Origin of the sequence: Mycobacterium shigaense, assembly GCF_002356315.1 — a bacterium.
Classification (GTDB): Bacteria; Actinomycetota; Actinomycetes; order Mycobacteriales; family Mycobacteriaceae; genus Mycobacterium; species Mycobacterium shigaense.
This window is the reverse complement of record NZ_AP018164.1, coordinates 1,853,102-1,867,968: the sequence shown is the minus strand read 5'-3', so window position 1 is coordinate 1,867,968 and position 14,867 is coordinate 1,853,102. Positions and strand designations below refer to the sequence as shown.

The following is a 14,867-nucleotide window of genomic DNA, read 5'->3' as shown; positions in this document are numbered from 1 at the left end:
GGCGCCGACATTACCGCCCCACACCGACGGCCCCGGTCAGGACGCGAGGTCAGCCCGCCTTGACGTTGCGATCGTCGGCGTCGGTCGGGTTCTGGTGCTCTTGGCGGGCCGCCTGAAGCGCGTGCGGGACCGATTCGAGGTCGCGATACACGCCCATCAGCTGCTCGAGGATCTGGATGCGGCGCCGGCTTGCCTCGTCCACGGCGCGGCGGGCCTCTTCACGATCCCGGTCGGCCCGTTGCCTGGCCTCCGCCAGCAACTGCTCGCGCGCCTGCTGGGCGTCGGAGCGCAGGCCGGCCAGTTCGGCCTCCAGCGCCGTCCTGGTCTCCTGATATTCGGCTTCCCTGGCTTTCTGCTGGGTCGCGATGTCCGCCAGCACCTCGTCACGCTTGCGGTGCGCCTCGGCGGCCTCGGCCTCGGCGTCGGCGATCAGCGCCTCGGCCTCGGCCCGCGCCTCGGCCTGCATCTCGGCGATCTCGTCGACGGCACGCCGCAGCATCTTCGCCATCCGCTGCTGCACCGCGCGCGGCGACGGCGAGGTGTCGGTGAGGGCGGCCACCTCCTTGCGCAGCGCGGCCGCTTCGTCACCGGATTCCTTCAGCCGGGCACGCAGGCTCTGGACGTCGTTGATCAGCAGGTTCTGCTTGGTGTTCAGCATTTCGATATGGGCGTCGACCGCCGCCGCGTCGTAGCCCATGAACTTTCGGGTGAACGCCCATGCGGGTTCGGTTATCACTACCAATCTTCCCTCCTCGAAACACCATGTGTACCTCTACGACCGACGCCAAGCCCCGACCGAGTATTCCAGGCCGCGCACCACCGCGGACGCTGCCGGGTCAGGCCCGACAGTAGCTGTGAAAGCGGTAGCGCAACCCCGCGCGGCTGACGAGCCAGTCCCCCGTTTCGCCCCGCCAGGTCTCGTCGAGCACCGGGGCCAGCGCGTCGTCGTCGTCGCGCGGCAGATGGATGTCGACCTCGGTGACCTCGCATCGGGTGGCGTGCGGCAGCCCCAGCACATAGATCTCCGCGCCGCCGATCACCCAGGTCTCGGGGTCGGTCCCCGCGAAGGAAAAAGCCGCCTCGAGCGACGCCGTCACTTGGGCTCCGTCCGCGGTGAAGTCGGGCTGGCGGCTCAGTACGACGTTTCTGCGGCCCGGCAGCGGCCGTACCGCGGCGGGCAGCGAGTCCCAGGTTCGCCTGCCCATCACCACGGTGTGTCCGAAGGTGACCTGCTTGAAGTGGGCCAGGTCTTCGGGCACCCGCCACGGGATGTCGCCGCCACGCCCGATCACGCCGGACGTCGACTGCGCCCAGACCAGTCCGATGTCCGTCATACAGCGACGGGGGCTTTGATCGCGGGGTGCGGGTCGTAGTTCTTGACGACGACGTCCTCGTAGGTATAGTCGAAGATCGAATCCCGCTGCGCCAGAATCAGTTCCGGATACGGCCGCGGCTCACGAGCGAGCTGGGTCTGCACCTGCTCGACGTGGTTGTCGTAGATGTGGCAGTCGCCACCCGTCCAGACGAAGTCCCCGACGCCGAGACCGGCCTGAGCCGCCATCATGTGGGTGAGAAGCGCGTAGCTGGCGATGTTGAACGGAACGCCGAGGAACAGGTCGGCGCTGCGCTGATAGAGCTGGCAGCTCAACCGCTCGTCGGCCACGTAAAACTGGAAGAACGCGTGGCACGGCGGCAGCGCCATCTGCGGGATCTCGCCGACGTTCCAGGCCGAGACGATGATGCGCCGCGAGTTCGGGTCGGTGCGCAGCAGCTCAAGCGCGGCGCTGATCTGGTCGACGTGCTCACCGCTCGGCGTGGGCCAAGACCGCCACTGTACCCCGTAGACGGGCCCGAGATCGCCTGTGTCGGAAGCCCATTCGTCCCAGATCGTGACTCCGTGCTGCTGCAGCCAGGCGACGTTGGAGTCGCCGCGCAAAAACCACAGCAACTCGTAGACGACGGATTTGAGGTGCACCTTCTTGGTGGTGAGCAGAGGGAAGCCCGCCGACAGGTCGTAGCGCAGCTGCTGGCCGAACAGGCTGCGGGTGCCGGTGCCGGTGCGATCGGACTTCGCGGTGCCCGTCTCGAGCACCAGTCGCAGCAGGTCCTCGTAGGGCGTTGCGATCGGCACGCGGCCAGCTTAGCGGCGATCGCAAGCGCGGCGAAGCCGGGCGCGGCGGGTCGGCGCCATCAATTCCGCGGCGATCGCAAGCGCGGCGAAGCCGGGCGCGGCGGGTCGGCGCCATCAATTCCGCGGCGATCGCAAGCGCGGCGAAGCCGGGCGTTGCGATCGGCACGCGGCCAGCTTAGCGGCGATCGCAAGCGCGGCGAAGCCGGGCGCGGCGGGTCGGCGCCATCAATTCCGCGGCGATCGCAAGGAGTAGAACGGAGCCCATGCCGAACATCACTGACACGGTCACCACTGGCGACGGCACCTGCACCGTCCGCCTGATCACTCCCGACGGTCCGGGGACCCAACCCCCTTGGCCCGGCGTGGTCATGTTCCCCGATGCCGGCGGGGTCCGCCACACCTTCGAGCAGATGGCAGCCAAGCTCGCCGGCTACGGCTACGCCGTGCTGCTGCCCGACGTGTACTACCGCAGCGGCGACTGGGCCCCGTTCGACATAGCCACCGTGTTCGGCGATGCGAAAGAACGTCAGCGTTTGTTCGCCATGATCGGCGGGCTGACGCAGGACAAGATCACCAGCGACGCGTCGGCGTTCTTCGACTACCTGTGCAGCCGGCCGGAGGTCGCCGGTAAGCGGTTCGGGGTCTGCGGCTACTGCATGGGCGGGCGCATCTCGGTGACGGTGGCCGGCCGCCTACCGGACTATGTCGCGGCCGCGGCGTCCTTCCACGGCGGCGGCCTGGTGACCGACGCCGACGACAGCCCGCACCTGCTGGCCGACCGGATGAAGGCCGTGGTGTACATCGGCGGTGCCGAGGACGACGCGTCCTTCACCGTCGAGCACGCCGAGCGGCTCGACAAGGCGCTGACCAAGGCCGGCGTGCAGCACGTCATCGAGTGGTATCAGGCCGGCCACGGATTCGCGGTCCCGGACAACGAACCCTACGACGAGGCGGCCGCCGAAAAGCATTGGGCGGCAATGACCGAGGTCTTCGGCTTGGCGCTGCCCCGCTAACCGCCGGCGGCGTCGAGCAACAGCTTCGCGGCCACCGCCGCGCCGTCGGTGCGCATGGCGCGGGCCACGTCGCGCGCGCACGCCTCGGTCGCCGGGGTCACGATCGCCTCCAGCGCGAACGCCAGCGACCGCAGCGGCGGCGCGGGTCCGTCGCAGGCGGTGCCGATGCCCAGCTCGACCACCCGTTGCGCCCAGTACACCTGGTCGGCGCCCTGGGGAATCACCAGCTGCGGCACGCCCGCCCGCGCGGCCGTCGTCGTGGTGCCGGCCCCGCCGTGGTGGATCGCGGCGGCCACTCGGCCGAACAACGCCTGCTGGTTGACCTCGCCGACCACAAAGCAGTCGTCGGCGCCGTCGATCAGGTCCAATTCGGCCCAGCCGCGGGCCAGCAGCGCGCGGCGGCCCTGCTCGCGGATCGCCTCGACCGCCGTGCGGCCGAGGTCCTTGGCGCCCCACAACGGCATGCTGCCGAACCCCACGTAGACCGGCGGGGCGCCGGCGTTCAGGAACTCCTCCAGGTCGTCGGGCAGCGGTCGCTCGTCGCGCAGCAGCCAGGCGCCGGTCTGGACGACGTCGATGTCGGCCGGCTGTGGCCACGGGCCCAGCGTGGGATCCGACGCCAGCCACGGCCGCTCGGTGTGCGCGTACGCGCGCAGGTCGCCCACCAGCGGCATGCCCAGCGACGCGCGGTGGCCGTTGAGCGTCGGACCGAACAGCACGTTGGCTCCGCGGGCGTTGTTGTCCCACATCAGGCGGTTGCCGGCCGCGTTCGAGGGCAGCCCGCGACCCGCGGCCTCCGGGGGTGGGTGATGCGGCGACGGCAGATGGGTCGGGTGGTAGCTCGCGTAGACGTAGTGGATGCCCAGCTTCTCGCAGACGGACCGCGCGCCGGCCGAGGTCCAAATCAACCCGGCCGACAGCAGCGCGTCGCACCCCTGCGCCGCGGCGGCGACCGTGTCGAACTGCGCGTCGATCAGCCCGAGCACCTGCCGGCGCACGTCTTCTTCCGAAGCCCGGGAGGCACCCTCCGACAACACGCGCACCGGCTCGCCGAACGGCACCAGCGGCACGTCGAAACCGGCTGCACGCTGGGCGAATTCCTCATCCGGCGGCGCGCACAACACCACTTCCGCACCGAGCGCCTGTAGCTGCACCGCGAGCCCGAGCAGCGGTTCGACGCCGCCGCGCGAATCGTATGTCGTCAACAACACACGCATCTCGCTGCTCCCATGTTCGATCCGGCACCCGATTGTGCAGCAGACGCGCGCGGGCCGCGAACGGACCTCAGGTGGCGGGCAGATCCACCAGTGCGGCCAGGCGGGCCCGATGCCGGTAGGCGGTGCCGAGCGCCAGCTGATCGCTCTTGGCCCGCTTGAGGTACAGGTGCGCGGGATACTCCCACGTCATCCCGATGCCGCCGTGCAGCTGCACGCACTCCTCGGCCGCGTGCACGGCGATGCCGCTGCAGTATGCCTGCGCGACGGCCGCGGCGATGCTCGCGTCCGCGTCCCCGCGGGCGCAGGCGTCGGCGGCATGGCGGGCCGCCGCCGTCGCCGCGCCGACCTCGAACCACAGATCCGCCAGCCGGTGCTTGATCGCCTGGTATGAGCCGATGGCTCGGCCGAACTGCTTGCGCTGCTTGGCATATGCGAGCGTGGTCTCGAAACACCACTGCGCTATTCCGAGTTGCTCGGAAGCCAGCAGCGCCGCACCGGTGTTCAGCGCTTCGGCCACCGCGGCGTCCCCGGGCCCGACGCGGGATGAGCGCGCCCCCGAGAACCGCACGCGCGCAAGTGGTCTGGTCATGTCCAGGGCTAGCACCGGTGACACCTCCACACCCGCGTCCGCCGTAGACACGGTGTACAACTCCAGGCCGCGCGGGCCCGCGACGGGTGCCACCAACACGTCGGCCTCGGCGGCGCCGGCGACGCTGGTGACCGTTCCCGTCACCCCGCCGGCGCCGAAGTCCAGCGCACCCACCGGGTCGCCCGGCGCGGTGGACAGCGGCAGCACCAGGGCAGCGATCAGTTCGCCGGCCGCCAGCGCCGACACCGTGTCGGTGTCGCCGGCCCGCAACAGCGCGACGGTCGCGAGGACGGCGCTGGTCAGGAAGGGCACGGGCGCCACCGCCCGCCCGATCTCCTCGAGCACGACCGCAGCTTCGCGCGCGCCGGCGCCAGCACCCCCGAGCGACTCGGGCACCAGCAGGCCGGCCACCCCTAGCTCGGCTGCCAGCGTCCGCCAGATACCCGAAACATCTTGCGGTGCAACATCATAGGCGCTTCCGACCACGTCGGGCGGGCAGCGGTCGGCGAACAGGTGGCGAACGCTGTCGCGCAGCGCGTCCTCGGTGTCGGAGTAGAGCAGGTCGCCGACGCTCATCGATCCAGGTCCTTCCACGCGACGTCCTTGTCGACACGGTGTTCGCCGGGCAGGCCGAGAATCCGCTCGGAGATGGTGTTGCGCAAGATCTCCGAGGTGCCACCCTCGATCGAGTTGCCGCGCGCCCGCAGGTACCGGTAGCCGGGTTCGCGGCCGATCAAGTCGACCGTCTCGGGCCGGCGCATGGTCCAGTCGTCGTAGCTCAGCCCCGCTTCGCCGTGCAGTTCGATCTCGAATCCCGAGATCGCCTGTGCCAGCGTGGCGAAGGCGATCTTCATGCCTGCGCCCTCTGGTCCCGGCTGGCCGGTACTGGCCTGCTGGCCCAGCCGCTCGCCGGCCAGGCGAAGCACCTCCGCCTCGACCCACAGTCGCATCAGCTCGTCGTGCATCGCCGGATCACGCAGCGCCGGCTCGTTGCGCCACGCCTCGGTCACCTTGCCGATATGACCGCTTTCGCGGGGTACACCCGAGCGCGAGCCGATCGCGACCCGCTCGTTGTTGAGCGTGGTGGTCGCCACCCGCCAGCCGCCGCCCTCGGGGCCGAGCCGATTCGCGTCGGGCACCCGCGCATCGGTCAGAAACACCTCGTTGAACTCCGCCTCGCCGGTGATCTGGCGCAACGGCCGGATCTCGACACCGGGCTGGGTCACGTCGCACAGGAAGTACGTCAGGCCGGCGTGTTTGGGCACCGTCGGATCGGTGCGGGTGACCAGGATGGCCATCTGCGCGTGCTGGGCCTGCGACGTCCACACCTTCTGCCCGTTGACGATCCAGTCGTCACCGTCGCGTACCGCGCGGGTGGACACCCCGGCCAGGTCCGATCCGGCACCGGGCTCGCTGAACAGCTGGCAATAGATTTGCTCGCCGGTGAACAACGGGCGCAGGAACTTTCGCTTCTGTTCGTCGGTGCCGAACGCCGCGATCGTCGGCGCCGCCATGCCCATGCCGATGTAGTTCTTCGGGGTGCCGCCCACCGGCGCGCCGGCGGCGGCCAGCCGCGTGTCGACGAGTTCCTGGGCCTTGCGGGGCAGGCCCAGGCCGCCGAAGCCCTCGGGTAGGTGCACCCACGCCAGGCCCGCATCATATTGCGCGCCAAGGAATTCCCGTGGGTCGCTGGCAGTGGGGTCGTGCTCGTCGAGCAGTTTTTGCACCCGCGCGTTCAGGTCTGCGGAGAAGTCCGCGGAACTCATTGCGCGCCATCCGGCGTGGACTGAAAGCCCTGCGCTGCGCCCAGCAACAGACCGCCGTCGATCACCATCGTGTCGCCGGTGATCCAGCTGGCCGCGTCGGAGGCCAGAAAGACGACCGCCTGGGCGACGTCGATGGGCTCGCCGATGCGGCCGAGCGCGATCGTCGAGGCCAGCGGGTCTTCGTGGTCCTTCCACAGCGCTTCGGCGAGCCGGGTGCGCACGACGCCCGGGCAGATCGCGTTGACCCGCACCCGCGGTGACAGTTCCAGCGCCAGCTGCTTGGTGACGTGGATGAGTGCCGCCTTGGTGGCGTTGTACATGCCCATCGCCGGGGACTGATGCATGCCGCCGATGGACGCGGTGTTGACGATCGAGCCGCCGTGCTCGCCCATCCACGACTTCACCGCGAGCGAGGTCCACAGCAGCGGAGCCCACAGGTTGACGTCGAAGATTTTGCTGAATCGGGCGTGGTCCTGGTCGATCAGCGGGCCGTAGGCCGGGTTGGTGCCCGCGTTGTTCACCAGGATGTCGATGCTGCCGAACCGGTCCAGCGTCAGCTCGACGCAGCGCCGCGCGGCGTCCTCGTCGACCGCATGCGCGCCGACGCCGAGGGCATTGCCGTCGACCTGCGCGGCGGCCTCATCGGCTGCTTCTTGCTTGCGGGCGGTGAGGACCACGCCGGCGCCGGCGGCCGCCAGCTGTTGGGCGATCGCCAGGCCGATTCCGCGCGAGGCCCCGGTGACGATTGCGGTGCGTCCGGTCAGATCCAGTGAAGTCATGTCGCTATGCCTTCTGTCGTGTTCGGCGACCGGGTTCCGCCGGCGGCGGACTCATGCGCCCAATTTTGCTCACGATGTTTTGTACACGTGTCTGCGTGGTATGCGAGTCGCATGTTAGCGAAATTGACCCTCATGAAACCACTAGTTGTTGCCGGGGCTGTTGCCGCTGCTATCGCCGCCGCTCCTGCGGCCGCGGCAGACATTTCGATGGGCCCGGCGCAGACAGGTCCGGCCACGTACGTCGTGTTCAAGGACGACCCGGGCGGCGGCGGCTGCGACGCCAACGGTAACTGCGGCTCCGGCGGCCAGAACCAGGGCCCCGGTGGCGGTCCGGGCGGCCAGGGCTGCCTGCCCGGCGTCGGCTGCGGCTCCGGCGGGCAGAATGCGGGCCCGGGCGGCGTTCCGGGTGGTACCGGATGTCTGCCGGGCGTCGGCTGCGGTTCCGGCCACGCCTGATAACCCTTCGACAGACCCCTCAGATTCCCGGCAACCTGGTAATCCAGGCCCGGGAATCTGAGGGGTCTATGACATCGTCGAGTTCGAACGTCGTGGCCGCGCGCAGCGCCTTGCCGTGTTCGTAGGCCGCGGCCACCAGGCGCTCGAACAGCTGCTGACGCTCCCGCTCATCGGCCGCGGCGGCCAGCTCCTTGCTGAAGCCAAGCCGCACAGCGCCTTCCAGGCCCATGCCGCCGATCTCGCCGGTCGGCCACGCGACGGTGAAGTGCGGCGCGTGGAATGAGCCGCCGGCCATCGCCATTGCGCCCAGCCCATATCCCTTGCGCAGGATGATCATTCCCAGCGGCACGGTCAGCCGCGCGCCGAGCACGAACATCCGGCCGAACCGCCGCACGGCGGCTTGCTTCTCGGCTTCCGGTCCGACCATGAACCCCGGGGTGTCGCACAGCGAGATCACCGGCAACCGGAACGATTCGCACAGCGCCAGGAAGTCGCCTGCCTTGTCCGCCGCTTCGGCGTCGATCGCGCCACCGAGGTGGTGGCTGCTGTTGGCCAGCAACCCGTACGGGACTCCCTCGACCCGGACGAGCGCGGTGACGATGCCCACGCCGTAGTCGGGTCGCAGCTCGAGGACCGAGCCGACATCGACGATCGACTCGATGGCGCGGTGCACGTCGTAGGCGCGCAGCCGGTTCTGCGGCACCACATGCCGGGCCAGCCGGGGGTCCGGCGCCTCCCAATTGCCGACGCTGCCTTGGAAGTACGACAGATACCGCTTGGCCAGGGCGACCGCGTCCGCCTCGTCGCGGGCGACCAGGTGCACCACCCCGTTGTAGCGCTGCACGTCGATCGGCCCGATTGCTTCGGGCGGGTAGACCCCGAGGCCGCCGCCCTCGATCATCGCCGGCCCCCCCATTCCGATGTTGGCGTCGGGCGTCGCGATGATCACGTCGCAGACCCCGGCCAGCGCGGCGTTGCCGGCGAAGCAGCGGCCGGACACGATTGACACCAGCGGCACCCGGCCGCTCAGCGCGGCCAGCACCCGGAAGGTCGGCACGTCCAGGCCCGCGGCCCCGCCGACGTCGGTGTCGCCCGGCCGTCCCCCGCCGCCCTCGGCAAACAGCACCACCGGCAACCCTTTTCGGCCGGCCAGGTCGAAGACCCGGTCCGTCTTGGCGTGGTTGCGCGTGCCCTGCGTTCCGGCCAGCACGGTGTAGTCGTAGGACACCACCACCGCCTGGGCGGCCGCGGGCCCGAAGCGGTCCGCGCCGATGGTCGCCAGTCCGGCCACCAGCCCGTCGGCCGGGGTGTTGGCGATCAGATCCGCCTCGGAACGGCGGCTGCGTTGCGCGGCGATAGCCAGCGCGCCGTACTCGACGAAGCTCCCGGCGTCGACCAGATCGGCGATGTTCTCCCGGGCGGTGCGACGCCCCCGGTCGTGCCGCTTGGCCACCGCTGCCGCCCGGCCCTCGTCGCGGGTCAGCAGGTGACGCCGGTCGACTTCGTCGAGGTCGGGCCGCGATTGGTCGAGATCGACTGCGGCAGATGATGCTTCGCGATCCGCGCCGGCGCCGGTCCGGGTGAACACCAGCAGCGGATCCCCGGTCCCGACGACCTGGCCGACGGTTACCAGGTTGCGAACCGTGCGCAGCGCGGCCGGCGCCACCACCACGTGCTGCATCTTCATCGCCTCGAGCACCACCAGCTGGCCGCCCGCACCGAACTCGTCGCCGGCGGGCGCCACCTCCACCACCGTGCCGGCCAGCTGCGCCCGCAGCGCCTCCTCGCCCGGATGGAGCTCGACGGCGGCCGCCCGTACGTCATGCCCGTGCGCCAGGGCCGCGGCGGCCAGCGCGGGAAGCTTCTCGTCGAGATACCCAGTCGTCACGAAACCAGACTCGAATGCACTGTCGGACAACAGCTCTCGTAGCATCCCGATGTTGGTGCGCACCCCTTCGATGGCGAATTCGGCCAGGGCGGTCCGGGTCTTGCGCAATGCCGCCGGCAGCGACGTCCCGTGCACATGCGTGATGACCTTGGCCAGCAGCGAGTCGTATCGCGCGCCGACGGCCAGGCCGGGCTTGCCGTAGGTGTCGACCCGCACTCCCGGCCCACCCGGTGGCGAGAACATCGTCAACGTGCCCGCCGCCGGTACGACCGACCCGTCGGCGGCGAAGGTCTCCGCATTCACCCGGGCCTGGATAGCGATCCCGCGCCGCGCAGCGGGCTCGCCGATGACTTCGTCGCCGTCGGAAGCGATCCCGGCCGGCAGGCCCAGCTGGTAGTAGGACGAGCCGCCGGCAACGGCGAGCTGCACGGCGATCAGGTCGACGCCGGTCACCTCTTCGGTGATCGTGTGCTCGACCTGGATTCGCGGGTTGACCTCGATGAAAACGTAGGTATCGCCGAGTACCAGGAACTCGACGGTGGCCAGGCCGCACAGGCCGACCCGGGCGCACAGCCGCGCCGCGGCCTGATGCAGTTCGCGCCGTAACGTGTCCGAAAGCGCTTGTGCGGGCGCTATTTCGACGAGCTTTTGGTAGCGGCGCTGGACGCTGCAGTCGCGGTCCCCGAGCGCGAGTGCGTGCGTCCGCGGCCCGGCCGGCCCGGCGATGATCTGCACCTCGATGTGGCGGGCGTCGTCGAGCACGGCCTCGGCGAACACCGCCCCGTCGCCGAATCCCAGTTGGGCCTCGGCGGCGCACTGGCGGTATGCGGCGTCGATCTGATCGGCGCTGTCCACGCGTCGCATGCCGCGGCCGCCTCCGCCGGCGAGCGCCTTGATCATGATCGGGCCGTCGTGCGTGGCGAAGAACGCATGTACGTCCGCGACGCTGCTCGGGCCGTCGGTGGAGGGCAACACCGGCGCCCCGGCGGCCACCGCGGCCGCGCGGGCCGCGGACTTGTTGCCGACCGTTTCGAGCACGTCGGCGGCCGGCCCGACGAAGGTGTATCCGGCGGCGGCGCAGGCGCCGGCGAATTCGGCGTTCTCGGAAAGGAATCCGTATCCCGGGTGAATCATTGCGGCCGCGGCGCTCTTGGCCGCCGCCAGCATCGCCGCCTGGTCGAGGTAGGCTACCGGGCCGGCCCCCGGCAGGCCGATCGCTTCGTCGGCCGCGTGCACGTGCGGGCTGTCGGCATCGTCCTCGGCGTACACCGCGACCGTTTTCATCCCGAGTTCGGTAGCCGTGCGGATGATCCGGAGCGCGATCTCGCCGCGGTTGGCGATCAGCAGGGTCACGTTCATCGCAGCGCGGCGCCCCACTGCACCTCGGCGCGCAGCTTGGCCTTGAGTAACTTGCCGCCGGCGTTGCGCGGCAACGCATCCGGCACCACCGTGACGTACTGCGGAACCTTGTAGTCCGCGAGCTGGCCGCGGCAGTGCTCGAGGACGGCCGCGACGTCGATCCGCGCTTCGGCACCGAACAGCACGGCGCCGACCTTTTCGCCCATCACGTCGTCGGGCACCGCCAGCACGCACGCGTCCGCGACGTTGGGCGCATCCAGCAGCACCGCCTCGACCTCGACGCTGGAGATGTTCTCGCCGCCGCGGTTGATGATGTCCTTCAGCCGGTCGACGATGTGCACCCGGCCCGCGGCGTCGACGCGAACGACGTCCCCGGTGCGCAGCCAGCCGTCCGCGAAGGTCGCCCTCGAGGCCTCCGGCCGGTTCCAGTATCCGGCGGTCAGGTTGGCCCCGCGCGCCACCAGTTCGCCGACGGTGGGATCGTCCCCGCCGGGGACCACGCCGAGATCCACCGAAGGCACCGCGTAGCCGACGGAGTCGGCGTGCCCGACCGCGTCCCGATCCGGCAGCACGGTCATCAGGGAGGCCGACTCGGTCATGCCGTATCCGTTGAACGCGGTCGCACCGCCGAACGCCTCCTTCACCGAGCGAACCAGCGACGGGGCGATGGGCGCACCGCCGTACCCGACCCAACGGACGCCGGAGACGTCGGCGGTCGCAAAGCCCTTGTGCCGCAAAATCAGTGAATAGATCGCTGGAACCGTCACCAGCTGCGAGATGCGTTCGGTTCTCAACGTGGCGATCAACTCCTCGAGGTTCAGCGCCGGCAGGATCACCGCGGCCCCACCGAGCCTGGTGGCCACCAGAAGCTGCGTGTTGCAACCGGTTACGTGAAACAGCGGCACAGATACGAGCGTGCGAAATTCCGCGCCGACATTAGCGGGCATTCCGCCGCACCGCACCGCGTTCTCGGTGTTGGTGAGGAAGGCCCGATGGGTGGTCGGCACTCCCTTGGGGTGACCGGTGGTACCCGAGGTGTAGAACAGGGCGGCCGTGTCGGCGCCGTCGATCCGTTCGCTCACATACGGTGGGCCGTCGGGCAGCGGTACGTGGGCGGCCAGGTCTACCCGGGTCCCGGAATCGGCCAGCACGAAATCGACCTCGGGCTGCGCCGAGCGCGTATTGACCGCCACCGCAATGCCGCCCGCCATCACCGTCCCCCAGAAGGCCAGCGCCCAGTCGATGCCCGCGGGGTGGCGGACCGCGACGCGGTCGCCGGGGCCCACGCCGGCCGCGCACAGGCCACCGGCGATGCGCGACGCGCGGTCCCACAGCTGCCGGTAGGTCAACCGGCCGGCGCCGACCTCCACCACAGCCTCGTCGTCCGGGTGGCTGGCGACGTGGCAGGCCAGCATGTCCAGCAGCGTGGCCGGTAACTCGTCATAGCGCGGGATGCCATCGGTGTCGCGGGATACGCCCGTCGTGTCGAACGGGTTGTGGTCGCGCGGAATTTCGATCACCTGAGGCATGCCCGGTCCTTACTATCGGCGTGTCCTATCGTGATAGCGGTGACGATCGAGGATTCCGCCATCATGCCGGAGGCGTTCTTTACTGTCGACGGCGACTCCTATGTTCCGGGGCCACTGACGCAGGGGCCGTGGGGCGCCACGATGGGGGGTCAGATCGTCGGCGGCCTGTTGGGTTGGGGCATAGAGCAATCCGGTGTGGATCCCGATCTGCAGCCCGCGCGCTTCACCATTGACCTGTTACGCCCGGCCCTGATGGAACCGGTGCGGATCGAGACCTCGGTGCAGCGCGAAGGCCGGCGCATCAAGCTGGTCGACGGTGCGCTGGTGCAAAGCGGCACGGTCGTCGCGCGGGCCAGCGCGCTGTTCCTGCGTCGCGGCGACCATCCCGACGGCCAGGTGTGGTCGTCGCCGACCCAGATGCCGCCGCTCCCGACGTCGTCGGACGGCTTTCCGGCGCAGATGCCCTTCCTCATCTGGGGATACGGGGCCACGGTCGAAGGCAGCCCGGGTATCGCTGCGGGCGAGTGGGAGCAGTCCCACTCGCAGAAATTCGCCTGGGCGCGGCTGTTTCGGCCGATGGTCCACGGTCACCCGCTGACGCCGTTTACCCGCCTGGCCTTCGCCGGGGATATCACGAGTTCGCTCACCCATTGGGGCACAGGCGGTTTGCGCTACATCAACGCCGACTACACCGTCACGGCGAGCCGATTACCCGACGGCGAATTCATCGGGCTGGCCGCCCAAAGCCATTACGGCACGGCGGGAGTGGCCACCGGCGCCGCGACCCTGTTCGACCGGCACGGCCCGATCGGCACCAGCTCCGCGCTGGCGCTCGCCCAGCCCGCCGACGCGTTCCGCCCGACGTACGTCTAGGTGTCGTGACCGGTTGTCGGTGGTGATTGGGGTTGAAAGGGTGCGTACCACCACCAGTCGGCCCGCTCGCCGGTGGGGCCGGGACACGGTGGAACGTCCGGCGGGGGCAGGTTCGGCGGACGCGCGAGCGATCGCGCGCTGAGCCGGCGGCCGGAGCTGTCGGTGACCAGGAGATCGCCCGCTGGGCCGTCGATGGTGATGACGCCCCGGTGGTGCAGCCGGTGGTGATACGGGCATACCAGCACCAGGTTGCTCAACTCGGTCGGACCGCCATCCTCCCAGTGCCGGACGTGGTGTGCGTGCAAACCTCGGGTGGCACCGCAGCCCGGAACCACGCAGGTGCGGTCACGGTACTCGAGCGCGCGACGAAGCCGCCGATTGATCTGACGGGTGGCTCGCCCGGATCCGATGACCTCGCCGTCACGTTCGAACCAGACTTCGCAGGTGGCATCGCAGGTCAGGTATCGGCGGTCGGCGTCGGTGAGCAGCGGACCCACATGCAATGCAGCCGCACGTTGCCCAACATCGACGTGCACCACCACCGTCGTGTGATCCCCGTGTGGGCGGCGGGCCGCCTCGGCGTCCCACCCGGCCTCCACCAGGCGCATGAACGCCTCGGGGGTGCCGGGAAATGGCGGCACCAGACCGCAGCCGTGGTCGCCATCGTCGTGGTCATGTTTCCACTCGGCGACCAGCGCATCGCGATGAGACGCCAACGCCGCGTCGAACTTCGCCGCATCGTGGTGCGGCAGTCTGATCCGCCAACAGCTGCCCTCGTCGTCGGAGGTCTTGGTGATCGAGCGCTCGAATTCTGGCCGGGAATCGGGTACGGGCCGGGGTTCCAGTTTGACCGCGGTACGCAGCTGATTGACGGTCGCGACCGCGGCGAGCTGCGCATAGTGCTCGTCGGACCCGTCGGCGGCGCGCGCGGCAATGACCCCGACCTGATCCAACGACAATCGCCCCTCGGCCAGGCCCTGGGCGCAGCGGGGAAACTCCTCGAGCCGACCCGCCACCGTGGTGATCGTCTGGGCGTTCCCGGACGACAACCCCAGCTTCCAGGCCACCAACGCCGCCACCGAGCGCGCACCCGTGGCACCCCAGAGCTCCTCGCGCTCCACCTCGGCGACGATCTCCACAATGCGCCCGTCAATCGCATTGCGCTGACCAGCCAACTCCGCCAACTCTTCAAACAACACATCCACACGCCGCGGCACATTTTCGGCCAGCGGCGGCGCGGCGGGGAACGGCATGACGTCATCATCGC

13 protein-coding genes are annotated in these 14,867 nt (G+C 69.9%); 3 read left to right on the top strand and 10 right to left on the bottom strand.

The window, feature by feature from the left end:
- Positions 1-49 precede the first annotated feature (49 nt).
- The 3 genes from MSG_RS08775 to MSG_RS08765 all read right to left on the bottom strand — a co-directional run bounded on the left by MSG_RS08775 (position 50) and on the right by MSG_RS08765 (position 2,131).
- A complete protein-coding gene (locus MSG_RS08775; RefSeq protein WP_096438854.1) occupies positions 50-736 on the bottom strand; it encodes a DivIVA domain-containing protein in 687 nt (228 codons plus the stop codon).
- 100 nt (positions 737-836) lie between these two features.
- Positions 837-1,334, bottom strand: a complete 498-nt coding sequence (locus MSG_RS08770; protein WP_096438852.1) for a dihydrofolate reductase — start codon at positions 1,332-1,334, stop codon at positions 837-839.
- A complete protein-coding gene (locus tag MSG_RS08765) occupies positions 1,331-2,131 on the bottom strand; it encodes a thymidylate synthase (protein WP_096438850.1) in 801 nt (266 codons plus the stop codon). The genes MSG_RS08770 and MSG_RS08765 overlap by 4 nt, the downstream gene beginning before the upstream one ends.
- Positions 2,132-2,394: 263 nt before the next feature.
- On the opposite strand from MSG_RS08765, the gene MSG_RS08755 reads away from it, so the two are divergent.
- On the top strand, positions 2,395-3,144 hold the full coding sequence (locus tag MSG_RS08755; RefSeq protein ID WP_096438846.1) for a dienelactone hydrolase family protein: 750 nt from the start codon (positions 2,395-2,397) through the stop codon (positions 3,142-3,144).
- Here the strand turns inward: MSG_RS08755 and MSG_RS08750 are convergent.
- The 4 genes from MSG_RS08750 to MSG_RS08735 all read right to left on the bottom strand — a co-directional run bounded on the left by MSG_RS08750 (position 3,141) and on the right by MSG_RS08735 (position 7,495).
- Positions 3,141-4,361 carry a glycosyltransferase gene (locus MSG_RS08750; protein WP_096438844.1) on the bottom strand — a complete coding sequence of 407 codons (1,221 nt, stop codon included), beginning with the start codon at positions 4,359-4,361 and terminating at the stop codon, positions 3,141-3,143. The two genes, MSG_RS08755 and MSG_RS08750, sit on opposite strands and share 4 nt — an antisense overlap.
- A 67-nt stretch (positions 4,362-4,428) precedes the next feature.
- Positions 4,429-5,526: an acyl-CoA dehydrogenase family protein gene (locus MSG_RS08745; RefSeq protein ID WP_096438842.1), complete on the bottom strand. Its 1,098-nt coding sequence runs from the start codon at positions 5,524-5,526 to the stop codon at positions 4,429-4,431.
- Positions 5,523-6,716, bottom strand: a complete 1,194-nt coding sequence (locus MSG_RS08740; protein ID WP_096438840.1) for an acyl-CoA dehydrogenase family protein — start codon at positions 6,714-6,716, stop codon at positions 5,523-5,525. Before MSG_RS08740 ends, MSG_RS08745 begins: the two co-directional genes overlap by 4 nt.
- Positions 6,713-7,495, bottom strand: a complete 783-nt coding sequence (locus MSG_RS08735) for an SDR family oxidoreductase (RefSeq protein ID WP_096438838.1) — start codon at positions 7,493-7,495, stop codon at positions 6,713-6,715. Before MSG_RS08735 ends, MSG_RS08740 begins: the two co-directional genes overlap by 4 nt.
- Positions 7,496-7,627: 132 nt before the next feature.
- Between MSG_RS08735 and MSG_RS08730 the strand changes: the two genes are divergently transcribed.
- On the top strand, positions 7,628-7,951 hold the full coding sequence (locus MSG_RS08730; RefSeq protein WP_096438836.1) for a PE-PGRS family protein: 324 nt from the start codon (positions 7,628-7,630) through the stop codon (positions 7,949-7,951).
- 19 nt (positions 7,952-7,970) lie between these two features.
- Here MSG_RS08730 and MSG_RS08725 read toward each other — a convergent pair whose 3' ends face one another.
- Together MSG_RS08725 and MSG_RS08720 are read right to left on the bottom strand one after the other, a co-directional pair.
- Complete coding sequence (locus MSG_RS08725) at positions 7,971-11,198, bottom strand: acetyl-CoA carboxylase family protein (RefSeq protein WP_096444250.1); 3,228 nt, start codon at positions 11,196-11,198, stop codon at positions 7,971-7,973.
- On the bottom strand, positions 11,195-12,727 hold the full coding sequence (locus tag MSG_RS08720) for a class I adenylate-forming enzyme family protein (protein WP_181159140.1): 1,533 nt from the start codon (positions 12,725-12,727) through the stop codon (positions 11,195-11,197). Before MSG_RS08720 ends, MSG_RS08725 begins: the two co-directional genes overlap by 4 nt.
- A gap of 39 nt (positions 12,728-12,766) precedes the next feature.
- On the opposite strand from MSG_RS08720, the gene MSG_RS08715 reads away from it, so the two are divergent.
- Positions 12,767-13,600: a thioesterase family protein gene (locus tag MSG_RS08715; RefSeq protein ID WP_162899178.1), complete on the top strand. Its 834-nt coding sequence runs from the start codon at positions 12,767-12,769 to the stop codon at positions 13,598-13,600.
- On the opposite strand, the gene MSG_RS08710 is transcribed toward MSG_RS08715, so the two are convergent.
- Complete coding sequence (locus MSG_RS08710) at positions 13,597-14,853, bottom strand: HNH endonuclease signature motif containing protein (protein WP_096438834.1); 1,257 nt, start codon at positions 14,851-14,853, stop codon at positions 13,597-13,599. The two genes, MSG_RS08715 and MSG_RS08710, sit on opposite strands and share 4 nt — an antisense overlap.
- Positions 14,854-14,867 lie beyond the last annotated feature (14 nt).

Excerpts from the sequence above, each read along its gene's own strand:
- MSG_RS08730 (WP_096438836.1), top strand. The coding sequence starts at position 7,628 with ATGAAACCACTAGTTGTTGCCGGGGCTGTTGCCGCTGCTATCGCCGCC.
- MSG_RS08745 (WP_096438842.1), bottom strand. The coding sequence starts at position 5,526 with ATGAGCGTCGGCGACCTGCTCTACTCCGACACCGAGGACGCGCTGCGC.
- MSG_RS08735 (WP_096438838.1), bottom strand. The coding sequence starts at position 7,495 with ATGACTTCACTGGATCTGACCGGACGCACCGCAATCGTCACCGGGGCC.
- MSG_RS08755 (WP_096438846.1), top strand. The coding sequence starts at position 2,395 with ATGCCGAACATCACTGACACGGTCACCACTGGCGACGGCACCTGCACC.
- MSG_RS08740 (WP_096438840.1), bottom strand. The coding sequence starts at position 6,716 with ATGAGTTCCGCGGACTTCTCCGCAGACCTGAACGCGCGGGTGCAAAAA.
- MSG_RS08725 (WP_096444250.1), bottom strand. The coding sequence starts at position 11,198 with ATGAACGTGACCCTGCTGATCGCCAACCGCGGCGAGATCGCGCTCCGG.
- MSG_RS08750 (WP_096438844.1), bottom strand. The coding sequence starts at position 4,361 with ATGCGTGTGTTGTTGACGACATACGATTCGCGCGGCGGCGTCGAACCG.
- MSG_RS08770 (WP_096438852.1), bottom strand. The coding sequence starts at position 1,334 with ATGACGGACATCGGACTGGTCTGGGCGCAGTCGACGTCCGGCGTGATC.
- MSG_RS08710 (WP_096438834.1), bottom strand. The coding sequence starts at position 14,853 with ATGCCGTTCCCCGCCGCGCCGCCGCTGGCCGAAAATGTGCCGCGGCGT.
- MSG_RS08720 (WP_181159140.1), bottom strand. The coding sequence starts at position 12,727 with ATGCCTCAGGTGATCGAAATTCCGCGCGACCACAACCCGTTCGACACG.